Origin of the sequence: Bradyrhizobium canariense, from assembly GCF_018130465.1 — a bacterium.
Taxonomy (GTDB): domain Bacteria; phylum Pseudomonadota; class Alphaproteobacteria; order Rhizobiales; family Xanthobacteraceae; genus Bradyrhizobium; species Bradyrhizobium canariense_C.
This window is the reverse complement of sequence record NZ_JAFCKJ010000016.1, coordinates 118,082-143,145: the sequence shown is the minus strand read 5'-3', so window position 1 is coordinate 143,145 and position 25,064 is coordinate 118,082. Positions and strand designations below refer to the sequence as shown.

At 61.7% G+C, this 25,064-nt stretch carries 22 protein-coding genes and 2 pseudogenes; 11 read left to right on the top strand and 13 right to left on the bottom strand.

The features are described from left to right. The first annotated feature begins 34 nt into the window (after positions 1-34). Positions 35-1,210, top strand: coding sequence for a saccharopine dehydrogenase family protein (locus JQ591_RS31120; protein ID WP_211399781.1), 1,176 nt, complete (start codon positions 35-37; stop codon positions 1,208-1,210). A 338-nt stretch (positions 1,211-1,548) separates the two neighbouring features. Here the strand turns inward: JQ591_RS31120 and JQ591_RS31115 are convergent, their stop codons facing one another. From JQ591_RS31115 to JQ591_RS35515, 4 genes and pseudogenes are all read right to left on the bottom strand, one after another. Then, positions 1,549-2,508 carry a YeiH family protein gene (locus tag JQ591_RS31115; protein ID WP_349630421.1) on the bottom strand — a complete coding sequence of 320 codons (960 nt, stop codon included), beginning with the start codon at positions 2,506-2,508 and terminating at the stop codon, positions 1,549-1,551. Between the two features lie 352 nt (positions 2,509-2,860). Continuing rightward, positions 2,861-3,568: an SDR family NAD(P)-dependent oxidoreductase gene (locus JQ591_RS31110; protein ID WP_249137920.1), complete on the bottom strand. Its 708-nt coding sequence runs from the start codon at positions 3,566-3,568 to the stop codon at positions 2,861-2,863. Then, entirely contained in the window at positions 3,565-4,200 is a 636-nt protein-coding gene (locus tag JQ591_RS31105; RefSeq protein ID WP_211399780.1) for a 2-hydroxychromene-2-carboxylate isomerase, read from the bottom strand. Before JQ591_RS31105 ends, JQ591_RS31110 begins: the two co-directional genes overlap by 4 nt. Positions 4,201-4,681: 481 nt before the next feature. After that, positions 4,682-5,310: pseudogene (locus tag JQ591_RS35515) on the bottom strand (NADH oxidase); the annotation flags it as partial. Positions 5,311-5,492: 182 nt separating this feature from the next. On the opposite strand from JQ591_RS35515, the gene JQ591_RS31095 reads away from it, so the two are divergent. From JQ591_RS31095 to JQ591_RS31080, 3 genes and pseudogenes are all read left to right on the top strand, one after another. Next, positions 5,493-6,284: an SDR family oxidoreductase gene (locus tag JQ591_RS31095; RefSeq protein WP_211399779.1), complete on the top strand. Its 792-nt coding sequence runs from the start codon at positions 5,493-5,495 to the stop codon at positions 6,282-6,284. A 167-nt stretch (positions 6,285-6,451) separates the two neighbouring features. After that, positions 6,452-7,225: pseudogene (locus JQ591_RS35510) on the top strand (ABC transporter permease). A gap of 233 nt (positions 7,226-7,458) precedes the next feature. Beyond that, positions 7,459-7,845: a hypothetical protein gene (locus JQ591_RS31080; RefSeq protein ID WP_211399836.1), complete on the top strand. Its 387-nt coding sequence runs from the start codon at positions 7,459-7,461 to the stop codon at positions 7,843-7,845. On the opposite strand, the gene JQ591_RS31075 is transcribed toward JQ591_RS31080, so the two are convergent. Further along, positions 7,831-8,925, bottom strand: coding sequence for a site-specific integrase (locus tag JQ591_RS31075; RefSeq protein ID WP_211399776.1), 1,095 nt, complete (start codon positions 8,923-8,925; stop codon positions 7,831-7,833). The genes JQ591_RS31080 and JQ591_RS31075 overlap by 15 nt on opposite strands. 132 nt (positions 8,926-9,057) lie before the next feature. On the opposite strand from JQ591_RS31075, the gene dusA reads away from it, so the two are divergent. Then, positions 9,058-10,053, top strand: coding sequence for a tRNA dihydrouridine(20/20a) synthase DusA (gene dusA, locus JQ591_RS31070; protein ID WP_211399775.1), 996 nt, complete (start codon positions 9,058-9,060; stop codon positions 10,051-10,053). A 54-nt stretch (positions 10,054-10,107) separates the two neighbouring features. Here the strand turns inward: dusA and JQ591_RS31065 are convergent, their stop codons facing one another. The 6 genes from JQ591_RS31065 to JQ591_RS31040 form a co-directional block, all read right to left on the bottom strand. Next, positions 10,108-10,776, bottom strand: coding sequence for an outer membrane protein (locus JQ591_RS31065; RefSeq protein WP_211399774.1), 669 nt, complete (start codon positions 10,774-10,776; stop codon positions 10,108-10,110). Positions 10,777-10,997: 221 nt separating this feature from the next. Next, positions 10,998-11,552, bottom strand: a complete 555-nt coding sequence (locus JQ591_RS31060; RefSeq protein ID WP_211399773.1) for a TIGR02281 family clan AA aspartic protease — start codon at positions 11,550-11,552, stop codon at positions 10,998-11,000. Positions 11,553-11,580: 28 nt separating this feature from the next. Beyond that, the gene (locus tag JQ591_RS31055; protein ID WP_211399772.1) at positions 11,581-11,784 is read right to left on the bottom strand and encodes a DUF1289 domain-containing protein; all 204 of its coding nucleotides are present in this window, start codon (positions 11,782-11,784) and stop codon (positions 11,581-11,583) included. Positions 11,785-11,828: 44 nt separating this feature from the next. Next, positions 11,829-13,424: a sensor histidine kinase gene (locus tag JQ591_RS31050; protein WP_211399771.1), complete on the bottom strand. Its 1,596-nt coding sequence runs from the start codon at positions 13,422-13,424 to the stop codon at positions 11,829-11,831. Positions 13,425-13,560: 136 nt separating this feature from the next. Further along, entirely contained in the window at positions 13,561-14,838 is a 1,278-nt protein-coding gene (nhaD, locus tag JQ591_RS31045; RefSeq protein ID WP_211399770.1) for a sodium:proton antiporter NhaD, read from the bottom strand. A gap of 22 nt (positions 14,839-14,860) precedes the next feature. Further along, the gene (locus tag JQ591_RS31040) at positions 14,861-15,733 is read right to left on the bottom strand and encodes an NAD(P)-dependent oxidoreductase (RefSeq protein WP_211399769.1); all 873 of its coding nucleotides are present in this window, start codon (positions 15,731-15,733) and stop codon (positions 14,861-14,863) included. A gap of 182 nt (positions 15,734-15,915) precedes the next feature. Between JQ591_RS31040 and JQ591_RS31035 the strand changes: the two genes are divergently transcribed. From JQ591_RS31035 to JQ591_RS31020, 4 genes are all read left to right on the top strand, one after another. Then, entirely contained in the window at positions 15,916-16,353 is a 438-nt protein-coding gene (locus JQ591_RS31035; RefSeq protein WP_211399768.1) for a VOC family protein, read from the top strand. 108 nt (positions 16,354-16,461) lie between these two features. Further along, positions 16,462-17,604, top strand: coding sequence for an Mrp/NBP35 family ATP-binding protein (locus JQ591_RS31030; protein ID WP_211399767.1), 1,143 nt, complete (start codon positions 16,462-16,464; stop codon positions 17,602-17,604). A 218-nt stretch (positions 17,605-17,822) separates the two neighbouring features. After that, positions 17,823-18,914, top strand: a complete 1,092-nt coding sequence (locus JQ591_RS31025) for a TRAP transporter substrate-binding protein (RefSeq protein WP_007592593.1) — start codon at positions 17,823-17,825, stop codon at positions 18,912-18,914. 335 nt (positions 18,915-19,249) lie between these two features. Next, complete coding sequence (locus JQ591_RS31020) at positions 19,250-19,702, top strand: YunG family protein (RefSeq protein ID WP_433995222.1); 453 nt, start codon at positions 19,250-19,252, stop codon at positions 19,700-19,702. Positions 19,703-19,753: 51 nt separating this feature from the next. Here JQ591_RS31020 and JQ591_RS31015 read toward each other — a convergent pair whose 3' ends face one another. Further along, positions 19,754-20,755, bottom strand: coding sequence for a sensor histidine kinase (locus JQ591_RS31015; RefSeq protein WP_249137919.1), 1,002 nt, complete (start codon positions 20,753-20,755; stop codon positions 19,754-19,756). Between the two features lie 448 nt (positions 20,756-21,203). On the opposite strand from JQ591_RS31015, the gene JQ591_RS31010 reads away from it, so the two are divergent. Then, a complete protein-coding gene (locus JQ591_RS31010; protein ID WP_027517249.1) occupies positions 21,204-21,878 on the top strand; it encodes a response regulator transcription factor in 675 nt (224 codons plus the stop codon). Position 21,879: 1 nt separating this feature from the next. After that, positions 21,880-23,289, top strand: a complete 1,410-nt coding sequence (locus JQ591_RS31005) for a sensor histidine kinase (RefSeq protein WP_211399766.1) — start codon at positions 21,880-21,882, stop codon at positions 23,287-23,289. Positions 23,290-23,506: 217 nt separating this feature from the next. On the opposite strand, the gene JQ591_RS31000 is transcribed toward JQ591_RS31005, so the two are convergent. After that, positions 23,507-24,808: a M20/M25/M40 family metallo-hydrolase gene (locus JQ591_RS31000; protein WP_211399765.1), complete on the bottom strand. Its 1,302-nt coding sequence runs from the start codon at positions 24,806-24,808 to the stop codon at positions 23,507-23,509. Positions 24,809-25,064 lie beyond the last annotated feature (256 nt).

Sequence of the window (25,064 nt, the reverse complement as noted above, 5' to 3'; positions counted from 1 at the left end):
GTGGGCCGGCCTCCCGCATCGATGGAGGGAGAACATGGCACGCGATAGCGCCTGCGATCTGGTTGTCTTTGGCGCCAGCGGCTTCACCGGGCGGCTCGTGGCCGAATACATCGCAGCGAAGTACGGAAACAAGATAAAATGGGGGATGGCGGGCCGCAATCTCGAGAAGCTCGCCGCTATCCGCGCCGAAATCTCAGCGCCCAACGATACACTGCTGATCGAAGCTGACTCTGGCGACGATGCCTCCCTGCAACGGCTGGCTCGGACGACACGCACCGTTATCTCTACGGTCGGCCCGTTCCAGCTTTTCGGATCGAAGTTGGTGGAGGCGTGTGCTCGCGCAGGAACGGACTACCTCGACTTGAGCGGGGAGGCCGTGTGGATGAGGAGCATGATCGACGCTCACGAGCAGGACGCACGATCCAGCGGAGCGCGTATCATCTTCTCGTGCGGCTTCGATTCCGTCCCGTTCGAACTCGGCGTGTTCTTCCTGCAGAACGCTGCGCGAAAGGCATGGGGAGGAACGGCGGCTACGCACGTAAAGGGCAGGGTCCGGCTGATGAAGGGCACGTTTTCCGGCGGAACTGCCGCCAGTTCACGGGCGACCATTGCCGCCGCAAGCGATCCGCAGGTGCTCGATCAGCTGAAGAACCCCTTTCTTCTGACTCCCGGTTTTGCTGGTCCAAAGCAGCCACACGGTATGAAGATTGAGTTCGACGAGGACCTTGGCGCCTGGGTGGCACCTTTCATCATGTCGCCGATAAACACACGCAACGTCCATCGATCCAACGCGCTTATGGGTCACCCCTACGGGACCGACTTCGTCTACGACGAGATGATTGTAGCGGGACGGGACAAGCAGGGTGAGATTGCGGCCGCCAAGATTGTGGAAGAAAACAGATCATTCGGCGGCGAAGGCAGCCCGAAGCCGGGGGAAGGACCATCGAAGGCCGAGCGCGAGGCCGGTTGTTACGACATTCTGTTCATCGGGAGCAGCAAGGACCACGGCAAGATTTCGGTAGCGGTGAGAGGTGACAGGGACCCCGGTTACGGATCGACGTCCAAAATAGTCACCGAATGCGCGATCTGCCTGCTTCAGGACGCGAGCGACGTTGCTGCAGGCATCTGGACCCCCGGCGCGGCCATGGGCGAGAAGCTGATTTCGCGGCTGGTTCGAAACGCCGGGCTCACATTCGAGATCGAACGTTGAGGGGCGCAAGTGCAGGAAAATCGTCTCTGAGAAAAGACGCGCATGGCCGTAGAATCGGATGGGCATGGAATGCGCTCTACTAGCGATCGAGTTCGTTCCAGATATAACTCCCACGAAGTCAGATGAGGTCAGCTCCTCGCGCCGACGTTCGAGTTGCATTTGCAATCATCGTCTAGCCCGTTCTTTGGATTGCACTGACGGGTGCGAACCTCCCAGACTGGTCCGGGATCTCCGATCTCGGGCCGCTTTTTTGCGGATTGCCCAATTAGCATGTGAGGCTTGCATCAGAGCCGTAACCGTCACGTCGGACGCAGGTGAACGACGACAGCCGCTTGTGCTCAATAAAACAGCTTGATGCAAACCATAGTGAACACCGCTATGAAAACGGAGGCAAGTAAGCCAAGCAGCGCGGGACGAAAGCCGCGGCTTCCCAGTTTGGACAGGTCGGTATGCATTCCCATTGCGGCAAGCGCGGCCGTCAGCAGGAAGGTCGTCAGCCATGCCAAATTCGATTTCATCTCTGCCGGGATGGTGACGATGCTGTTGATGCAGGTAGCTGCGATGAAGCCAAAGACGAACCATGGGGCCGTCGGTACGCGTCCTGCCGGTTCTTTCCCTTCTTCGTCGCGGCCACGCGAAAGCAGACCCATCGCAAGTACGAGCGGGGCGAGCATCATGACCCGAGACAATTTTGAGATCGTGCCCGTTTCGCCGGCGATCTGCCCGTATTGAAACGAAGCCGCAACTACCTGAGCAACCTCGTGAACGGAAGCGCCGGTCCAAAGCCCGAACTCCCGTGCATTCAGATGGAGAAGCTCAGGCAGCAACGGAAAAAGGAACATGGCGACTGTCCCGAAGATGGTGACGCATGCGACCGCATAGGTCACGTCCTCTTCCGTTCCGCGCAAGACGGCGTTCGCCGCGACCACGGCTGACGCGCCGCATACGCACGTGCCCGCGGCTATCAGCTTGGCGACCTTTTCTTCGACGCGCAATAATCGTGCAGCGCACACGGTGAAGACGAAGGTCGACGCCAGTGCTGCAACCAGAATGGCTAAGCCCGTTGGGCCCAACCTCGATATCTCGGCGAAAGTGAGCTGAAGCCCGAGCAGTACGATGGCGATCCGGAGTAACCGCCGCTGACTGAACAGAATGCCGTCTCTAAGCCAGGCTGGTTGGCCTGCGACATTGCCGAGGATTATCCCTATCAGCATCGCCAACATCATAGGGCTGACGACGGACAAGTACGGCAGCGTCCGCAAGTAACCAGCCAAGACCGAAATCACAGACGCAGCCACCAAGCCTGGCGCCAGAACGGCGGTTCGGACGAGCCATGACCTAATTGCCGAAGATTTGGCTATCCAAAACGATAAGCGCCGGCTCCCATTCGTCTGTCTTGTGTACAGCAATAAGCCCCCGCTGAAATGCAAACAAATCTGTTAGAGGATCGACGCCGCCTGCCAACCTTCGGGGGCTCTATGCGTCTCGTAATCCGCGTGTCCCGGGGATCGTATTATCTTCGGCCACTTGGTCGCTGGCCGGCGCTCTGACGTCGTCGGCAGCTGAAGAGCCGGACGAGTCGAACAATACGGGCACACGTCCGGCGTCTTTGGTCCAGGGTCTATTGAGAGATGAAACGATCGAAGGGGTTCACCATTTCTCGCCGTAGGGGCGGAGTTCGTAATTGAACGACCATGCGGAGCGAGGCTGATGGCATATATGCCAAATCTCATCCGCAATCGTTGCCGGCTGAGCAAAGAACTCTTCCGGCTTGTCCTGGAACATCTTGCGGGCCCATGGCACGTTGATGACTGCGTCGATCATCAGAAAGGCGACATGGACGCCCTTTGGCCCTAGATGCCGCGCCATCGATTCGGCCAGGATGCGTTCCGCGGCCTTCGACGGCGCAAAAGCGGCGTAGCTTTCGACTCCCCGATAGGCGGAGGTGTTGCCAGTCGCGACGATGGCACCTTTTTGCGCTTTGATCATCGCGGGAGCGACCGCTCTGGCGAGGTAAAGCAGCCCCATCGTGTTCACTTTGAAGTTCGTCTCGAGAGCCGCCGGATCCACTTCCAGAAAATTACCAAAGGTCCCGCCTACTGCATTGTGGATGGCGATCGCGGGCGCACCGTAGTCGCGAGTGATTTTAGCGACGGTTTCGCTCACCTGATATTCCTGCGTGACGTCGCAGATATATGCGGATGCGTCCGGCAGCTCAGCCTGCAGCTTCGGAATGCGCTTCTCGGAGCGCGCCAGAAGAGCGACATGATAGTCGCCTCCAGAAAAGCGACGCGCGAGTGCGCTGCCCGTACCTGGACCAACGCCGGTGATAACACAAACTGGCTTTGTCATGGTCATGCCTGCGTCTTTGCTGCGGCTTCGACGAATGAGAGCCGATCGTTGCCGAAGAAAATCTCCTCTCCAACCCGAAACGTAGGCGTGCCGAACAGACCGGCATCTTCGGCGGCCTTGTTGCGAGCCTTGAGTTCATCGAAAATCTCTGGCCGCGCCATCATCTCGATGATGTTGTCTGCGGGAAGCTCGTTCTTGTTCAGGAAGTCCGTGAGGATTCCGACATCACCGAGATCGAGCGCTTGAGCGTAAAGACCGTCGAACACTTTCGATACGAAGTGGGCGCCCACCCCTAGCTTGATCGCCGCGATCGCTCCGCGAAGCAGAAAGTTGAGGTCTATGTGCCGGAAGTTGTGGTTGGGCTCCCAACCGATGCCGTACTTCTTCACCCAGCGCTGCAGATCGTTCTTGGCGTATTTCCTCTTCGACTTGCACTCAAGCGTCGTGGGCGTGTTTCCCGTCGCCTTCATCAATTCCAGGACGTTTATTGGCATGTAGACGATGGTGGCCTTCGTATCTGCCGCCAGTTTGTTGAACTGCGTCTGTGCGAGGTAGCTGTAGGGGCTACCGAAGTCGAAATAGAACTCAATTTGCTTGCTCATCTTCGCTTTCTCCCCACGGCGGTCGGTCGCGTCCATCAGTCAGCTCCGATAGCCGCCGAACACAGGAGCGCATCCTATAATAGATATTGACTGGTCAGTAAGTTAAATGCGGTATCCTACCATGTCAAGCGGCGTCCGAAATGCAATGCAAGGGCTCGTGCCGCCTGTTCCCCACCTTGCCGGGAGGGCGAATGCGCGTTGCGAATGCGCGTTGCGAATGCGCGAGCAAGCGCGAGCGAACACCTCATGGAGCATTTCGCTGATGACGCGGAAGCAGGTTGGGGACGAAAAGCTGGCGAGGCTCCTGCGGACGCATTGGCAGGCAGCGGCCGAGGTTCAACGAGCCTCGGGCGGGGAAACTCACGAGATAGCAAAAGCTTTGGATTGACTATGGAAGGCCGGTTACTTGGATCGAGATGCGGCCTTCACATGTCGCGTTTCGAGCAGGACTGCCTCGAGCCCCGCTTGTCTCAAGCCAGCATGCAGCCATTGCGACAGCGGCGCCGCTGCCAGCCCAATTTACTTCAGCCTCCATGCAAGTCAGGATCTGTCCGGCGATCTTGCCGCCGCCGATGGCATCGAAGGCCAATGTTGCTCCGGTCGCGGTCAAGGCTTCCGTAAGATCGGAGAAAAAGCTCGGCAGCGTAGAATCGCAGATATAGCTCGCGCCGATTGATTTCAGCAACTTCGCCTGTTTCCGGTTGCGAACGATATTGACCAGGCCGATGCCGTCGCGCATGCAGATCCTGTTGAGCATTTGTCCGAGATTGGATGCCGCGGCGGTGTGCACGAGCGCCGTGCGCCCTTCGCTTCGCATCGTTTCGGCCATGCCAAGTGCGGTCAAGGAATTGATGTGGGCCGATGCTCCATCCTCCTCTGGCGCTCCGTCAGAAAGCGCAACGCCGACGCGCGCAGCAAGCGCGCGCATGGCGGGCGGTGATATCGGGGCGGCGACTGCGGGTTGACCAGAAATCCCGCTTTGTGTTGCCGAGCTCAAGTCGGCAGCTCCAAACAGAAGGCCGACGTCGGATGGATTGATGGGGGTTGCGTTGATGCGCACAACGACGTCGTCGGCATCGGGTTTCCGAACAGGCTCCGAGGCCAGCAACAGTTCAAGCTCGCGGTCCGTTTGATCAGTGATTGCAGCTGTGAGGTCGCGTCCGCATAACGCTTTATCTCTCATATCAAATAGATAGTCGGCATCGTTGCCATGCAATACAGCCGTGATTGACAACATACTGAATAGTACGTAACTAAATAAATTGAATCCGACTGCCCTGAACCTGAATCGGGGCAGAGCACTGCCAGTGAAACCGCAAGGAGGAGGCATGGGTAGCTTACGGACTGCATTTGATCTGAGCGGCAGGACCGTGCTCGTCACCGGAGGATCGCGCGGATTGGGACTTCAGATTGCGGAGGCTCTCGGTGAATATGGCGCGAAGGTCATCATCTCGTCGCGCAAAGCCGCCGATCTCGAGAAGGCGCAAGCTCACCTTGCGAATGCTGGAATCCAGTCAGACTGGATTGCCGCAGACAACGCAAAGGACGAGGACGTCAAGCGGCTGGCGGACGAAGCCATGGCAAGGCACGGGCGTGTGGACATTCTTGTCAACAATGCTGGTGCGACTTGGGGAGCGCTTACCGAAGATCATCCGATGGAGGCTTGGGACAAGGTGATGAATCTGAACGTGCGTGCGCTGTTTCTACTCAGCCAGCAGATCGGCAAACGATCCATGATTCCGAACCGATATGGCCGCATCATCAACCTTGCATCAATAGCCGGACTGCGCGGCAGTGTCGGAGCGATGCAGACGATTGCCTATAATACCAGCAAAGGTGCCGTCGTGAATTTTACTCGCGCGCTGGCGGGAAGCTGGGGCCGTCACGGCATCACGGTCAATGCACTTGCTCCGGGATTCTTTCCATCCAAGATGACCAACGGTACGCTGGAATCGGTTGGAATGGAAAAACTAATCTCGGGCGTTCCGCTCCAGCGGATCGGCGACGACGATGATCTGAAAGGTGCCGCGCTGCTTTTCGCAAGCGACGCGGGGAAGCATATCACGGGTCAGATACTTGCCGTGGACGGTGGCACTACCGCCGTCATGCCTTCAGCCTAAGGTGGTGGTGTTTACGCGTCGGCGCCGCGGGTCAGCACTGAATTCCGGGCCGGCATTCCAGCTCCGCGCAATCAGGCTTGCCGGTTTACCGCCGCATTTGCCGACGCCGAGCGTCGTGCCAGCGAAGCGCTCGGCTTGCTAGCTCCATCCGGCCGTGAGCATTGAGCATGATAAGCAACGAGACCCGATCGCGAATTGGATATCCCCTTGCGGGGGCAGTTATCATCGTCGCCACCTGGGCGATGCTGTGTGTGCTGTTCAAGATTCCTGAGGCGGTGCTGCCGTCGCCCGACGCGGTGATCGTTGCGTTCGCCGACAGCTTCGGACTTTTGCTGCGTGAAGGGTGGGTGACACTGACGGAAACTTTGCTCGGCTTCGCGCTTGCGATGGCCGTTGGGCTGCCGCTGGCTGTGGCGATAGCCAACTCGCGACCGCTCAATCTGATGTTCTATCCCCTTCTGGTGGCGCTACAGTCCGTACCCAAGGTCGCGTTGGCCGCTATCGTTTTGGTTTGGCTCGGTACCGGGCTGGAATCGAAGCTCGCTATCGTCTGGCTGGTCGCGTTCTTTCCGATCATCATCGACACGGCCGCCGGGCTGCGCTCAACGCCGCCGCAACTGATCGACCTGGCACGCAGTCTTAAGGCATCGCCGTGGCAAACCTTCTATAAAGTGTAGTTTCCTGCCGCATTGCCCTTTGTGCTGACGGGGGCGAAAGTGGCAGTCACACTCGCCGTTATCGGCGCAGTGATCGGTGAGTTCATGGGCTCGAGCAAAGGCCTTGGCTATCTGCTGCTCAGTGCAACTTCGCAACTCAACACGCCGCTCGCCTTTGCAGCCTTGTTTGCACTCTCATTTCTCGGTCTGGGCGTCTACGCGGCAGTCGAGCTGGCCGAAGTTGCGCTCACGCGTTGGCTGCCGCTACGCCGGACCAGCCATTGAGGGTCATTGCTTTGCCGGCTCTTCGAGCACACGTTGCGTCGTGTCAGGGGGAGTGACCTCGATTGTCGCCAGGACTTACGACGATGGGTCCTCGCGGTATGTCGTCAGTAGCCTCGATGAAATTCTGGCGGTGAAGCTCCGCTCGGTAATGCGGGCAATGCGACACCGTCGGAGCCGCTGATTGGCGTTGGATATGACGAAGATCGGCTGATCTCGAAGATATTGGTGCTACCTTGAAAGTCATCGAAAATATCTTCCAAGAATTCGTGGATGCGATTCAGACCGCGACTGACGCGGAAGCATTTGAACGTGTCGGAATGCGATTAACCCAGCGGCTCGGCTTTCAGCGTTTTGCCTATCTGCGCCTGAACGGCGATACGTCGATGCTGATCTCGTCCTACCCGAAATCCTGGACCGGCGAAGCCTACCAGTTCGACTGGAGCCACGAGGTGGTCTTGCTGAGCGGCACCACGGTGATGGAGGAAAAGCTTTGCTATCTTTTTGTTGGCCGCGCTGCGTACAAGGGCAGGGACTCGCTCAACCCTCAACCTTGGCAACTCCCCTCGGTATTCGTGATTAGGTTTGCCGCAAGCAGGCTTGATCGTCTAAGAGGCAGCTAACGTCGCCATGAATTCTTCCATCGACGGCTGCTGGGCGTACTGCAGCTTGATAAGATCTTCGACTTTGAGGTTGGTATAGCGCTGGAGCTGCCGCCAATCCTTGTGGCCGGTGACCAGTGCCACCTTTTCGATTGGAAGTCCCGCTTCGAACAGACGGCTCGTCCCCTCGTGACGTAGATCGTGGAAGTGCAGATCTTCGATCTTGAGTTCATCGCACGCCCGGGTGAATGCCGCACTTACGGATCTATGGTTATGGGGAAAGACTCGCCCATACCCTCGAGTCACAATTCGCTGCTGAAGCACGACTTCCCACGCGTCATAGCCCGTTAGGTTGAGCAAAGGCACTTTCTGGTCATTTCCATCCTTATTCCTCGGGTCCTTTCTGTCCTGAATGACCACCAGCCGCTTTTTCATGTCGACCAGCGGCCACTCGGGCTTGCAAATCTCTTCCTGGCGCAATGTCGTTGCGACGGCAAATCTGACGATCCGCCCCATCGGTATGAATTGCCGACGGTTCGTCTCAAAGTATTCAATTAGCTCGTCGAGCTCGTCTTGCGTGGGCCGTCGGTCACGCTCCTTGCTCTTTCCGACCAAATTGAGGTGGCTTAACGCGACGCGCGCGAGGCGGGCTTCCTCGGCTGAAACCTCGATGCCATGGACCGCAGCGGCATGCGTTATGATTGTCCGGATGAACGACAAATCGATTGCCAACGTTGCGGGACCAGCGCCTTGTTTGGCGCGCTTCCTTCCGAACTCGATCAGCCGCTCTCGATTGAGCGCGGGAAGTTTCACACTGCCGAGCTCGGCCTTGAGCGACGCCATCACAGCAGCTTTTGAACGGCGAGGGGGCTTTCCAACTTCGTGCATGTCGTCGTCATGTACGTCGATGAGGTCGCCAAACGTGCGAACGTTCCGTGCGGCGCGTGGCTTAGCCGAACCGTTGCGGTCGATGTTGCGCTCCATTTCGAGGGCCCACTCTTCGCCATCCTTGCGTCTCCGGAACGTCTCGGCCACATAGCGGGTCTTGCGGCGGACCTGGACGCGCCAATTTCCGGATGCCATTTGTGTGAAGGTCGCCACGCGTGTGCACTCCGACTTTCGTGTGCACTATGTGTGCACTGAGAGGTCAAAACGGGTACAAACGTGTGCAATTTCGTCTAGTTTGGAGTGCACACGTTCGCTGTTCATCCCATTGAAGAGTAAGATAAACTGTTGAAATATCAAGACTATCGCTTTTCCGTGGCGCCCATGATGGATTGGACCGACCGGCATTGCCGGGTGTTCCACCGTCACCTGACGAGGCGGGCGCTGCTCTATACGGAGATGCTGACCCCGGGTGCCATCATTCATGGTGACCGGAAGCGGCTGCTTGGGTTCGACGTGGTCGAGCACCCGGTGGCGCTTCAGCTCGGCGGGTCGGGTCCGGGCGAGCTCGCGCTGGCGGCGCGGATCGGCGAGGAGTTCGGTTATGACGAGATCAACCTCAATGTCGGCTGCCCCTCCGACCGCGTGAAGGACGGCCGTTTCGGGGCTTGCCTCATGGCAGAGCCTGATCTCGTGGCGAGGTGCGTCGAGGCGATGAAGCGTGCGGTTGCCGTGCCCGTCACCGTGAAGTGCCGCATCGGCATCGACGACCAGGATCCGGAAGTCGCGCTCGACAAGCTTGCGCGCGCGGTCGTCGCCTCCGGCTGCGATGCGCTTATCGTTCATGCCCGGAAAGCATGGCTCAACGGTTTGTCACCGAAGGAGAATCGCGACATCCCGCCGCTCGACTATGATCGCGTCTATCGCCTCAAGCGCGCGATGCCCGATGTGCCTGTCATCATCAACGGCGGCATCCCCGGCATTGACGAGGCAAAAGCACATCTCGATCACGTCGACGGCGCGATGCTCGGACGGGCCGCCTATCAGGAGCCATGGCGGCTGCTCTCGGTCGATACCGACATTTTCGGCGATGCGGCGCCGCATGCCTCGATGCAGGATGCGCTCGAGGCGATGATGCCCTATATCGAACAGCAACTCGCGCGCGGCACGCGGTTGCACTCCATGACGAGGCATTTCGTCGGCGCATTCCACGCCGTGCCCGGCGCGCGCGCCTTCCGCCGCCATCTTGCCGAGCAGGGGGTGAAGCCGGGCGCCGGCCTCGAAGTGCTGCGCGATGCGATTGCGCATGTCGGTGCGCGCGCGCCGGCGGAGGCGGCGGCCTAGCCGTAGCCGCATGAAGAGCCGGATTGCAAAAATCCGGCTCGTCCGCGATCCGCCTCAGCGGAACAGATCGAAATGATAGTTCACGCCGACGCGGAAGGTGTGGAACTTGGCAGCGTTCCAGTCCGGCAAATCGTCGTGTTTGAACTCGGTGTAGAGATACTCGGCCTTGGCCGACCATTTCGGCAGGAATGCCCATTCGACGCCGCCGCCCGCGGCCCAGCCCATCTTCATCTTGTTGATCGGGCCATCCTTCAACTCACCAGCGGCAAGACCCGCGGTCCCGAAAAACAGCAGGCGTGAATCCATCGTCGCGATGCCGGCGCGGGCGCGGCCGGTCATGTACCAGGGCAGACTCACCGCGGCGCTGTTGAGCGCATCGTGATTTTTGATGTCTCCGCCTTCGAAGTCGTTCTCGATGCCGACCACGAACATCGGCGAGAGCTGGTAGTTGTAGCCGACCTGCGCGCCGCCGAAGGCGCCCTTGACCTTGCCGCCGCTCGTGCCGTCGAGATTGTTGAAAGCGTCGTCGCCGCTCTCGGCATAGCCGGCGTTCAGGCCGGCATAGAGGCCGGTCCAGGAATAGACTGGCTGCGGTGCCGTGTAGGTGGAGGAGGGCGCTGCGTAGCGCGGTGACAGGTCCGCAGCGCAAGCGTCGCCTGCGGCGAACGCCGCGGCAAAGGGCAGGGCACGCATCGTGCAGCGTAAGGCGGCTCTGGCAATCATGATTCTCAGTCTCCCACTTGGCCACCTCCCTCAAGGGAGCAGCGCTCGTCCAAACCCGATCCGGGAATGGATCGGTTATAAACCGACCGGTTGGTTTGTAAATAGCGCGAATGCCACACCTGCGCGCTTTCGCAGCGCGCCGCCTGATGTTGAGGCCGTGATGGATGGCAGCCCGCGTGATCGCGTCTGTCGGCCGTGGCGGCGGAGCTCTCGTGAGGAGTCTAGTCGACTGCCAGGCGCGGGCGGCGGCGACTGGTCTGGAGCTCCGGATAACCGGTGAGCATCAGCCTGTCGGCGCGCACGCCCCAGCTCTCCAGGCGGTCCAGGAAGCTCATGCCGAGCAGGTTGGTCTTCATCTGCCCGCGCTGCACGACGAGGGCCGGCACCGATTTCTCGACGAGGTGGCCGACGGAGAGGCGGTCGATCGTGAGGCGGGCCGCCTTGGTGTGGCCGCCCGCGGTTTCGAGATCGACGTCGTATTCGAGCATCTCGAGCGGCAGCCCGATCGCTTTCGCGGTTTCCCAGGTTAGCACCACCGAGGTCGCGCCGGTGTCGATGACCATCGGTGCGGCCACGCCGTTGATCTTCGCGCGCAGCGCGAATTCGCCGCCCTGGCCGCGCGGGATCTGCACGGCGGGGGCGGGCGATGCGGTCTGTGTGCGAAAGATATGCGAGACCTTGCTGCTCGCGCGCGCGATCTGGTCGGAATCGCCATAGGCGACGACGGCACCTGCCGTGCAGGCAAGCATGATGAGAACGAGCAGGAAGCGGATCATTGCGCATCTCCAGATGCGCGCCGACCGGTCAGGCGCGTTTCGGCGATCCTGCGATGGGCGCAAGTCCAGCCTGATTCATGCGCGCCGGCAACAGCGCCATGACCGCCAGTCGTTCCGCGCTCTCCATGGCGTGCCAGCGCGCGATCTCCGGCAATGTGCGTCCGCAGCCGAAGCACAGCCTGGTCTTGGGATCGATCATGCAGACGGCCACGCACGGCGTTTCTTTGTTCATTAGGGCATAGTGGCGGATGGTCGGGCATGTCTGCAAGCATCTCGTTACGAGCCCGTACCTGCGCTCATGATCGGCTTGCGACGGGGCCGGCGCTTTTCGTCTGCTACCGCGGAACTCTCGGGCTGGAGCGGCGGAGAATCATCCGACATCGGCGCCAGCGCGCTCATCACGCGCTCCGGCGGGAAGGTGACGATCACTTCGGTGCCGATGCGCAGCTTCGATTTCAGCGTGAACGTACCGCCATGCAGGTCGATCAGATTCTTGGCGATCGGCAGGCCGAGACCGGCGCCCTGTTCGGCCGACTTGATCGAGTTGGAGCCTTGGCCGAACGAGGCGAGCACGATCGGGATCTCGTCCTCGGGGATTCCAGAGCCGGAATCCTTCACCGAGAAATATTGTCCGCCTGAGGCCGTCCAGCCGGCCTTGAGCCAGATCTCGCCGCCCTGCGGGGTAAACTTGATCGAGTTGGAAAGCAGATTGAGCACGACCTGGCGGATCGCGCGCTCGTCGGCCCAGAGCCGCGGCATTGCCTGCTCGAACACTTCGTGGATGGTGATGCCGCGGCTCGAGGCGCGCAACTTCATCAAATGATGGCAGTCGGCGACAATGCCGACCAGCGAGACCGCTTCCTCGTTGAGCTCGTAACGGCCGGCCTCGATCCGCGACAGATCGAGGATCTCGTTGATGAGGTTGAGCAGGTGGACGCCGGAATTGTGGATGTCCCCGGAGTACTCCTTGTAGACCGGAACGGCATGCGCGCCGAAAATCTCGCTCTTCATCACCTCGGAGAAGCCGAGAATCGCGTTCAGCGGCGTACGCAGTTCGTGGCTCATCTGCGCGAGAAAGCGCGACTTGGCGACGTTGGCGGATTCGGCGCGGTGGCGCGCTTCGTCCGAGATCGCCTTGGCCTGTTCCAGCTCGCCGATCAGCGCGTCCTTCTCGGCGCGTGCCTCGAGCGTGGCGAAGGTCGAAGAGTGCAGGCGGTGCGCCAGCAGCACGAAATAGCCTTCGGCGGCGAGCGCGAGCGCGGCCAGGATGTAATTGTCCAGCGAGCCGGTCATTACAAAGCTCAGCGCCATCGCGACCGCGACCGGCGCGGTGGCGGCAAGGGCGGCGATCGGCAGATTGGCCGCCAGCATGCTCGATACTGCGATCACCAGCAGCATCAGGAACATCATCAGCGTTTCCGTGATCATGTCGAGCACGGGATGGATCAGGATCGCCATCCAGCAAAGGCCATAGAGCAGGTCGAGCACGACGAAGCGCGTCTGCCATGCGCGCGTTGCCGCGGGCGAGGCGGGCTCGGCCAGGAAGCGGTGGCAGCTGCGGATCATCGCGGCATGGATGCAGAGCATGCCGGCGGTCCAGGCCGCGGCCGGGATCGGCTGCATCCACAGCCCGAACAGCACGCCGGTCGCGACCACCAGCAGCATCACGACATAGGAGGCCGACAGCCGCGTCTGGGCATATTGGCGCAGCATTTCGGCGTCGAAAGCCGGCCGGGTTCCGCTGGTCGACGTTAACTTGTCGCGCGCCTCGCGCACCCGCTGCGCCGCAGCCCTTCGGCTGCTCGCCGACGGCGCGCTCACCGGCTCGGCCGGAAGCTGCACAACCTCGGGCTTTTCAGCGGGTTTACTCATCGCACAACAACAATTCCTGCCCGCGCGAGACGGGCCTTCTGCATTGTCTATCTCTGGCAAGAAATCCTTAAGAGGTGACTTAAGGAGCTAAAGAATTACGTTAACCCGGCGTTAATTTTGGTCCCGTCCGCGCCGTTCATTGCAGCGCCGCGTGCTGCGCGATGTACGCCACTGCTCCGGCCAGATAGCCGGCCAGCGCCGGGACGGCGATGCGGCGGGCGTACCAGAGGAACTCGATGCGCTCGAGCCCCATGGCGGCGACGCCTGCGGCCGAGCCGATGATCAGGATCGAGCCGCCGGTGCCGGCGCAATAGGCGATGAACTCCCAGATGAAGCTGTCGGCCGGATAATGCGCCAGGTCGTACATGCCCATGGTCGCGGCGACCAGCGGCACGTTGTCGATGACGGCGCTGAGCAGCCCGAGCACGATCACGATGATGTCTTGGCGGCCAATCGCGGTGTCCAGCCATTTGGCCAGCATGGAGAGCAGGCCGGCATGTTCGAGGCTGGCGACCGCGAGCAGGATGCCAAGGAAGAACACGATCGAGCCCATGTCGATCCGCGTCAGCGCATTCGCAAGCGTGAGCGGACCACGGACATGCTCATCCTTGTCGCGATGAACGATCTCGCCGACCAACCACACGATGCCGAGCCCGAGCAGGACGCCCATGAAGGGCGGCAGGTGCGTGACCGTCTTGAAGGCGGGCACCGCGATCAGGACGCCGAGTCCGAGATAGAACATCACGTTCCGCTCGAACGGATCGACGCCCTGCAATCCGTCCTCTTTCGGCGGCGGTGCGATGGTCTTGCCCTTGAGCGAAAAGCTGATGAAAGCGAGCGGCACCAGCAGGTTGAGCAGCGAGGGCAGGAACACCGCGCCCATGATTTTCAGGGGTGAAATCTGTCCGCCGATCCACAGCATGGTCGTGGTGACGTCGCCGATTACGGTCCATGCACCGCCGGCATTTGCGGCGATGACGATGAGGGAGGCGAACAGCAGGCGGTCGTCGCGCTTGGCGATCAGCCGCTGGATCAGCGAGATCATGACGATGGTGGTGGTCAGATTGTCGAGGATCGCACTGAGGAAGAAGGTCACGAAGCCAATCAGCCATATCAGGCGGACCTGGCTGGTCGTGCTGATGCGGGAGGTGATGACTTCGAAACCGTCATGGGCGTCGATGACCTCGACGATGGTCATCGCGCCGATCAGGAAGAACACGATCTGCGCGGTGGAGGCGACGGACTCATCAAGCTGACGGCCGACCAGCGTGTGGTCGCCGGTCGCGAGCGCGTAGATGGTCCAAAGCACGCCCGCGCCGAGTAGCGCAGACGCGCTCTTGTTCACCCCGATCGGATGCTCAAGCGCGATCGCCGCATAGGCGAGGACGAAGATTGCGGCGAGTGCGGTCAGCAAGGCAGGATCACTTCGTCAGGTGTCAGCGATTAAGGCGCGCGAGCAGGCTCGACGTATCCCAGCGCTTCCCGCCCATCTTCTCGACCTCGGAGTAGAACTGGTCGACCAGCGCGGTCACCGGCAGGTTGGCGCCATTGCGGCGGGCTTCGGCCAGCGAGATCGAGAGATCCTTGCGCATCCATTCGACCGCAAAGCCGAAATCGTATTTGTCGTCGTTCATGGTCTTGTAGCGGTTCTCCATCTGCCAGGACTGCGCAGCGCCCTTTGAGATGGTTTCGATCACGGCCGCGACGTCAAGGCCACTTTTCTTGGCGAAGTGAATACCCTCGGAGAGGCCCTGGACAAGGCCGGCGATGCAGATCTGGTTGACCATTTTGGTCAGCTGGCCGGAGCCGGCGGGCCCCAGCAATTTGCACATCCGCGCATAGGCGCCTGTGATGATCGGCTCGGCGCCGGCATAGGCGTCCTGCGCGCCGCCGCACATCACGGTCAGCACGCCGTTCTCGGCGCCGGCCTGGCCGCCGGAGACCGGGGCGTCGATGAATTTGAAGCCGGCCTTGGTGGCGGCCGCATCGAGTTCACGCGCGACCTCGGCGGAAGCGGTGGTGTGGTCGACGAAGGTCGCACCCTTCTTCATGCCGGCAAACGCGCCGTCGGCACCGATCGTGACCGCGCGCAGATCGTTGTCGTTGCCGACGCAGCACATCACGAAGTCCTGGCCCTCGGCTGCAGCCTTCGGGGTTGCCGCGCTCTTGCCGCCGAACTTGTCCGCCCACTCCTTCGCCTTGGCCGCGGTGCGGTTGTAGACGGTGACCTCATGGCCCCCTTTTTTCACGAGGTGTCCGGCCATGGGGAAGCCCATCACGCCGAGACCGAGGAAAGCGACTTTAGCCATCTGTGGTACCTTGTCCGTAGTTTGGGTTTTACGGTTCTTGCCCGGCGGGGGGCGCCGGGTTCCGCCATTGCGGCAGATCGGGCGCACCATAAACCCTTGAGGCCGGAGGGCAACGGCTTCGTTTGGCCCCCGCCTGTGCTAGGGTGGCTGACCTAAGGACTTCAAAAAAAGGGAGCGAAGGCATGGGCGGGATAAGCGTGGGCGTGCTCGATCATTTCAACATCCGGACCCGGAATCTGGCCGAGACGGTCCGCTTCTACGAGGACGTGCTGGGCCTGAAAAATGGCGCCCGGCCGAATTTCGCCTTCCCCGGCGCCTGGATGTACAGCGAGGGCAAGCCGGTGGTGCACCTCGTCGATATTTCTCCGACTGCCGAGCCACAAAAGCCGGATTCCGGCGTTGTCCACCACGTCGCCTTCGCCAGCCACGGGTTTGACGGCATGAAGCAGCGGCTGGCCTCAAAGGGGATGAAGTTCGACTCCCGCCAGGTGCCCGGCGGCGAACTCTGGCAGATCTTCGTCCACGACCCCAACGGGGTCATGATCGAGCTGAATTACGAGGCAGCCCGGGAGCAGGGGGCGGCGCCCGCCGAGATGGCTGACGATATCGGCAGGCAGTAGCCTTTTGGGCGTTTCCGCTCTAATGGGGCATCCTAACGCCTTGAGCATGATCTGGTCGGAAAACCGCTCCACACTTTTCCGGATCATGCTCTGTTCAGGAGATGCGCTTTGAGCGTGACGCAGCAACAGGTTCTCGACAGCCTCGCCAGGATCAAGTCGCCCCGCGGGGTCGCGCTCACCAATGCCGATGTGCTGAGCGCGATCAGCGCGGCCGACGGCAAGGTGTTCTTCTCGATCAATGTCGATGCCGCCGAGGCGCGAGCCTGGGAATCCGTCCGGGCCGAGGCCGAGGCCGCGGTGCGTGCCATTCCCGGCGTCACCACCGTCATGGTGGCGCTGACCGCCGAGCGCAAGGCCGGCGCGGCGCCACCACCGCCGCCAACTCCCAGCCGCGGCACGCCGGGCGTGCAGCCGGTCCATGCCCACAAGCCGCCGCCACAGGGCGGCGCCCAATCGCCGATGGCGCGGCAGTCCGAGATTCCAGGCGTCGCCGCCGTGATCGCAGTCGCCTCCGGCAAGGGTGGTGTCGGCAAGTCCACCACCGCGCTCAATCTGGCGCTGGGCCTGCGCGATCTCGGCCTCAAGGTCGGGCTGCTCGATGCCGACATCTACGGCCCCTCGGTGCCGCGGCTGACCGGCCTCCACCAGAAGCCGGAGCTGGACGGCGAGCGCAAGATGATTCCGCTCAAGCGCTATGGCCTGGCCATCATGTCGATCGGCTTCCTGGTCGAGGAAGAGACCGCGATGATCTGGCGTGGGCCGATGGTGATGTCGGCGGTGACGCAGATGCTGCGCGACGTCGCATGGGGCCAGCTCGACGTCCTCGTCGTCGACATGCCGCCAGGCACCGGTGATGCCCAGCTCACGCTGGCGCAGAACGTCCCCTTGAAGGGCGCCGTGATCGTCTCGACCCCGCAGGACCTGTCCCTGATCGACGCAAGGCGGGGGCTTGCGATGTTCAAGAAGGTCAACGTGCCCGTGCTCGGCATCGTCGAGAACATGAGCTATTTCCAGTGCCCGCAATGCGGCACGAAATCCGACATTTTCGGCCATGGCGGCGCGCGCCACGAGGCCGAGAAGCTCGGGGTACCGTTCCTGGGCGAGATCCCGCTGCACATGGCGATTCGCGCCACCTCGGACGCCGGCACGCCCGTGGTGGACAGCGAGCCGGACGGTCCCCATGCGGCGATCTACCGCGCCATTGCGGGACAGGTCCGGGACCAGCTCAAGGGCGTCATCGCCGCGGCCTGAGCGGGTCCAAGGCAATCCCTTCAAACCAATACCCTGGCGACATGCGACTTTTGTAGAGCCCCGTCATGCCAATGTCGCGTTTCGAAAGCAGGGCTTCCGTGTTAAAGGCCCACGGCAGTCAAGCCCCTTCGGTTCGACGCGGCCCAAAAACGCGTCGCTGGAATGAGCGGCAGCAAAGAGGAAGTTAGGGGAAACGCCCCAACAAGGAGAGACTGAAGATGAAGCGTCGTGATTTCCTGAAAGTGTCGGCAGCCGGCGCGGCGGCGACCGCCGCGGTGGCCTCGCCGGCGATCGCGCAGTCCTCGCCCGAGATCAAGTGGCGCCTGACGTCGAGCTTCCCGAAGTCGCTCGACACCATCTATGGCGGTGCCGAGCAGATGGCGAAGTACGTCGCCGAGATGACCGACAACAAGTTTCAGATCCAGGTCTTCCAGGCGGGTGAAATCGTTCCGGGCCTGCAGGCGCTGGATGCGACGCAGAAGGGCACCGTCGAGATGTGCCACACGGTGTCGTACTATTACGTCGGCAAAGACCCGACCTTCGCAATCTTCGCGTCGGTGCCTTTCGGCCTGAACGCACGCCAGCAGAATTCCTGGCTCTACCAGGGCGGCGGCAACGAGCTTGCCAACGAGTTCTTCAAGAAGTCGAACGTGATGGGCTTCCCGTGCGGCAACACCGGCACCCAGATGGGCGGCTGGTTCCGCAAGGAGATCAAGACCGTTGCCGACCTCTCGGGCCTCAAGATGCGCATCGGCGGCATTGCCGGCCAGGTGCTTCAGAAGGTCGGCGTGGTGCCGCAGCAGCTCGCCGGCGGCGACATCTATCCGTCGCTGGAGAAGGGCACCATCGACGCGGCCGAATGGGTCGGCCCCTACGATGACGAGAAGCTCGGCTTCGCCAAGGTCGCCAAGTACTACTATTACCCGGGTTTCTGGGAAGGTGGTCCGACCGTTCACGCCTTCGCCAACATCGACAAGTGGAACGAGCTGCCGAAGAACTACCAGGCGATCCTCACCAACGCGACCGTCAACACCAACACCTGGATGGCCGCGCGCTACGACATGGTGAACCCCGGCGCCCTGAAGCGTCTGGTGGCCGGCGGTACGCAGCTTCGCCCGTTCACCAATGAGGTCCTGGAAGCCTGTCTCAAAGCGACCAACGAATTGTGGGGCGAGATCTCGGCCAAGAATCCCGACTTCAAGAAGTCGATCGACGCCATGCAGGCCTACCGCTCCGACGAATATCTGTGGTGGCAGGTTGCCGAATACACCTACGACAGCTTCATGATCCGCTCGCGCACCCGCGGCTGATCTTTCGAAACGTCGCACAACGACAGAGCCCGGCCTCGCTCGCGAGGCCGGGTTTTTCTTTGCTGCCGGCAGGTGCTCAAAGCAAAAATAAGAAAAACAACCCCATGCACAGTAGAAACGGGGTGAGGGCAGGTTAGCCGGCGGATGCGGCCAACCGCCTGACGCGTCGGGGCAAATCGGCGGACGGCGCAATCATCGCGCGATTGAGGCGGAAATGGGATTTCGAGGCCGAGCGTCGGGCTTCGCTTCTGCTTCTAAGCTGTCATTGCGAGCCAACGGCTCCGCGCGAAGCGCGGCCGTTGGCTCGCAATGACGAGGGGATGGAGTTGGGCTCATTGGAGCAGTTTGACTCGTCGGGCAAAACAGGGCTAAAAATCGATAATCGAATAATCCGAAATTTGCCTGTGGCGCCGATTCCCGGAGGTGATGATGAGCTTCGATCCCGACGAGGTTCAGCGCGCGCTGCGCAAGGCCTGGTCGTTGTCGACGGCTCGACGGCCAGCCAATGGACGGCGGACAATCCTGCGGCAGGGCAATGCAACGTGACGTCGCTGCTGATCCACGAACTCTTCGGCGGCGATTTTCTGAAGACGCCGCTGCCGGCCGGCGATCATTTCTACAATCGGATCGAGGGCAAGAGGTACGACTTCACGGCGAGCCAGTTCGACGAGCCGATCGCCTACATGGACGTGCCTGCAAGTCGTGCCGATGCGGCACTGGGAGCGACAAACGATGAACTGGCCGAACTCAGAGCCGCGTTTGAGGAGCATCGTACGAAGTCAGCTTAGGGCCAATCGCAGACACGGGAGACATGATGTGCACGCGAAATCAGCTGAACATCAACTCGCAAGACGGACTTTACTCATTCGCAGGATGACCACCAAACCCTCTTCCGACCAGTCAAAAGTTATAGCCCCGCCAAGCTGGGCGGCCATGCTTCGGTGCACCAACTTGCTTCCAAAGCCTTCGAGCTTTGCTGGAGCGACAACAGGGGGACCACCCCGCTCCGTCCACTTGACCAGGACCTCGTCCTCGTGGGCGTTGCACGATACGTCCAAGGTGCCACTTGAAAGCGACAGCGCACCGTATTTGGCAGAGTTGGTTGCCAGTTCATGCATCACCAAGGCGAGCGCTGTGCTGGAAGCCTCTCCCACGTTCATCTTGGGGACCGAGACGCGAATACGAACGCTGGCTCCCTTCTCGTCGTACGGCGCAAGCAGAACAGAGATGAGGTCTCCAAGAAGCGTCCCCTCTCTATTTCGTCCTGGGACCGGGCGAACAAGGTCCTGAGCACGTCCAAGAGCGATCAGGCGACTGGTCAGTTCCTGGGCCATATCTTCTTTTGATGCTGCCGAGCGTGAGCTCATTCGAGTAAGCGCCGTTGCGATGGTTAGAAGGTTTTTCAGCCGGTGGCTCATCTCGCCCGCTAGTAGCTCGTTGGCTTCCTCAGCTTGTTTGCGTTGGGTTACATCCAGGAAAATACCGAACATAGTTCGATCCGCTATGTCGGCGTCGTCGCCTTGGCCCCGAGCGGAAATCCATCGGATGTCGCTTCCGGTTAGAATACGAAAATCGATCTCGTAAGAGCCTACGACTGCGCGCGTGGCCGCAAATGCCGATCTGACCCTCTCAAGATCGGCTGGGTGGATATTTTTGGAGAGTATCTCGAACGTAATTATCCGCTCGTCCTTGGACACCTCCCAAAGGTCGTACGCGGCCTCATCCATGGTGATGGCGTCAGTATCAACGTTCCAGGACCATAGAGCGACACCGGCGGCGCGAGTTGCAGCCCGGAGGTGCTTTTCGTGCCACAACGGCATGGTCACGTGGCTAGGAAACATTGCGCTTTGCTTTCCTGCTTATCTAACCAAATCGGCAGCTCTGCCGTCCGGCGATAGACGATACCATAACCGGTCGGGAAGGTCTCGGTTCGATCGAAAGGGCGGGTTGAAGTGTGGTTCCGCGCGCGAGTTGGCTCGGAAGCCGTCCTCAGCAAACGAGCCATGAAGGTGAGGTGGGCGTTTCGAAGGATGATCGCAGGCGAGCTTCCCGCCACGTTTTTCTTCATGTGCGATAGCCCTGCCGGCGGAGGCGCTCGAGGCGGCAAACTTCCGTACCATCCGCGACCTTATCCGCACGTGCCCCGATTGGCTTACAGGAACCTGACGGAAGGGGGTGACAGGGCCGCTGCTGCTTTTTCGCTGGCCGAGATGCCCCGAATGATGGAAGACAGCGAAGATGCGGTGCGAGCCGTGCGGGTAGCACCGGAACATCCCGCGGGAAAATGTGATGCGCCTTCTGATCGTCGAGGACAATGCGGAGCTGTCGCGGCTCGTTGCAGGCGGACTGTCGGCGGCCGGCTATGAGAGCGACATCGTCGGCAGTGCCGCTGAAGCGCGCGAGGCGGTGAGCAGTGTCAGCTATGCCGCGATGATCCTCGACCTCGGCCTGCCCGACGGCGATGGCCTGTCGGTGCTGCGCGAGCTGCGCCGACAGATGGAGCCGTTGCCGGTGCTGGTGCTGACCGCGCGCGGCGGCTTGCAGGATCGCGTCAGCGGCCTGCGCAGCGGCGCCGACGACTATCTGGCAAAACCGTTCGCGATGGAGGAACTGGTGGCGCGGCTGGAGGCGATCCTGCGCCGTCCGGGCCAGTTGCTCGGCCGCTCGCTGCGCCTCGCCAACCTCGTCTATGACACCGAAAGCCGCCAGATCTTCGTCGACGACCAGCCGCGCATCATCTCCGCGCGCGAAACCTCGGTGCTTGAGATCCTGCTGCGCCGGCAGGGGCGCGTGGTGCCGAAGAAGAACGTCGAGGACCACATCTTCGGGCTCGACGGCGAGGTCGCCTCCAACGCGGTCGAGGTCTACGTCTCGCGGTTGCGCAAGCAGCTCACCGAGCACGGCGCCAAGGTCGTGATCCACACCATCCGCGGCGTCGGCTATCTCATGGCCGAGGAGAAGTAGAGTGGCCCAGATCGGATCTCACGCCGGATTCCGCGCCGGGATCCATGCGAGGTCGCCGACCTTCAAATCGCTGATCTGGCGCATCGTGTTCCTGCACATCGTGGCGGTCGCGGTGGTCGCGATCTTCCTGCCGCTGGTGCTGTTCTGGCTGCTCAATTCCGAGATCGACCAGTTGCATCGCGATGCCATGCGCGCGCAGGCCGAGGTGTTGGCCGAGCGCATCGTCGCCCAGCCCGACGGCCTGTTGACGTTCAACCTGCCCGACAGCCTCAGGGGCCTCTATTCGGAGGCCTATGGTCGCTACCAATACGATATTCGCGATGCCGAGGGACATCTGCTGTTCTCGTCGCGCCGCAAGACCGGCACTGCCACGGCCGCGCCACCGCCGCTCTCCGAGACGATTTCCGGCGCCGGCGTCACCCGCACCATCGACGGCAAGGTGATACGCATTCGCGTCGCGGAGGACCTCGCGCACCGCGACGTCATCATCGACGACATCGTGTCGAACTTCTTCCGGCGGGTCGGATGGATCACCATTCCGATCCTGCTGGTCCTGCTCGCCATCGACATCATCATCTTTCGCCGCGCTGTCGCACCGCTGTGGAAGGCCTCCGAGGAGGCGAGCAATATCGGCCCGGCGCGCACCGACATCCGCCTGCCGACGGGGCAGATTCCGCGCGAGATCATGCCGCTCGTCACCGCCGTCAACCAGGCGCTCGACCGCCTCGAGGACGGCTTTCGGGTGCAGCGGCAGTTCACCGCCGACGCCGCGCACCAATTGCGCACGCCGCTCGCGATCCTGCGCACGCGGATCGAGACGCTCGGCGACGGCGCGGCAAGGCAGGCGCTGCATGCCGACATCGAGGGCATGAGCCGCATCGTCGCGCAGCTGCTGGAGATCGCCGAACTCGACACGCTGGTGCTCGATCCCGGCGAGACCGCGGATTTGCGCGCGGTGTGCGCCGAGGTGGTCGGTTCGATCGCACCGCTCGCGATCGCGCAGCACAAGGATATCGCGCTGCGGGGCACCGAGGCGCCGGTGCTGATCCACGGCAATTCCGTGATGCTCCAGCGCGCGATCTTCAACCTCGCCGAAAACGCCATCAAGTTCACCGCGGAGGGCACGTCGGTCGATGTCGATGTGAGCGGGGACGGTGCGGTGCGCGTGCGCGATTGCGGCCCGGGAATTGCGGAAGCCGAGCGTGAATTGATCTTTCACCGCTTCTGGCGTGCCGACCGCCAGCGCAGCGACGGCGCCGGCCTCGGGCTGTCGATCGTACGCGCCGTAGCGGATGATCACGCAGCGACGGTTGCGGTGGAGAATCTTCCGGGCGGCGGCGCGCAGTTCACACTGCGGTTCAGGCTGGCGGAGAAGACAGGCGGCGTTGATTTGAAAGCGGTGCGGCACTGACGCTGCACCCTCGCCCCTTGTGGGAGAGGGGGCTCGCCGCGGTAGCGGCGAGACGGGTGAGGGGGCTCCCTCCGCGAGTCCGACCGCGAGTTGAATGCGCGGAGGCAACCCCTGATCCGGCGCCATAGCCGAAGCTTCGCTTCGGCGTTCTTGAAACGGCGGTCCAAGGCCGCCTATGCCACCTTCTCCCACAAAGGGAGAAGGAAGAGCGGAGCGGCTATTTCAGCTTGCCGGTGGACAGATCCATGATCATGCGCGTGGTCAAATAAAGCCGCGGCACGATGCTGCCCAGCTGCACATATTCGGCATCGTTGGAATGCGCGCCGAAGCCCGACAGGCCCATGCCTTCCACCACGGCTCCGTTGGTCTTGAGCGCGGCAAACGCGGCGTCGGTGCCGCCGCCGGTCGCCTTCTCGTCGACCTTGAGAGACAGTCCGAGCTCCTGATAGATCGTCTTGCCGTAAGCTGCGACGCGGCGTGAGGCGTCGTTGGCTTCGAGGGGCGGGCGGCGCACCTCGAATTTCAGGTCGACCTTGGAATCGGGCAGCAGGTGGTTCTTGATCTTCTCCTGCAGTGTCTTCTCGAGCTCGTCGAAATCCGCGACCTTGAGCGCACGGGCGTCGGCCTGGGCGGTGGCCTCGGCGGGGATCACGTTGCGGTTGGTGCCGGCCTTGGAGACCGTCCAGTTCAGTTTCAGGCCCTGCTCTGGTTTGGACAGGTCCTTCATCTGCAGCACCTGGTGCGAGAGTTCGTACAGCGCGTTGACGCCGCCCTCGGGCCGTGAACCTGCATGCGACGACTTGCCCTGCACCGTGAGATAGGCCGAGCCGATGCCGCTGGTGGCGAGGCGCAGCGTGCCGTCGGTGCCGCCGCCTTCAAACGAGAACACCACGTCCTGATCGCCGGCGAACCTGGTGATGGTGCTGCGCCAGCCCGGCGAGGAGATCTCCTCGTCGCCATTGGTGAGCACGGTGAGCGTACCGTAATCGCTGAAGCTCAGCTTCTGCAGCAACGCCACGGTATGGAGAATGAGCGCGACGCCCTGCTTGTCGTCGGCAATGCCAAGGCCGTAGGCTTTGTCGCCGTCGATGCGGAACGGTTGATCCTTCAGCATGCCCTTCAGGTACACCGTGTCCATGTGGGCGATCAGCATGATCTTCTTGCTGCCTGTGCCCTTGAATACGGCGTGTACGGCCGGGCCGATCTTCTCGGGCGTGTCGTCGAGGCGATAGACGTCGGTGGGCTGCAGGATCTCCACCGTGCCGCCGAGCTGCTTGAGCTGGCCGGCAACTCGCTCGGCGATCCGGTTCAGGCCTTCGACGTCCTTGCTGCCGGATTCGATGCTGACGAGATCGCGTAGCGTGTCGAGCAGCGGCTGCTGCTCCTTTTGTGCCAGCGCATGGATGTCGGCCACGACGTTCGCACTGGGCTCGGCATGCGCCGTGGTTGCGGCACATGCCAGCCAGAGCGACGCGATCAACGGACCAACGAGCGATGGAACAGGGTGCGATCGAGGCATGCGCGGCGGCCCCTAGGTTGGAGGATGGCGCGGTATGCCCGTGTTTCCGGCGCTTGTCACGGGCCCGGCGCACGCGTCATGCACCGCTGGGGCGGAACATGATGTGGCGGCCATGGCAGCTGGCCGCCTAAGCCTAAAGTCGTAGGATGGCGCGGGAGCTGGGCATTTTTGTCCCTCACCATCGTGGGGATGGAAATCGGCGTCGCAATGTTCCATGCTGGCCTCCAAGCCTCGGCAAGAAGGCCCACAATCACAA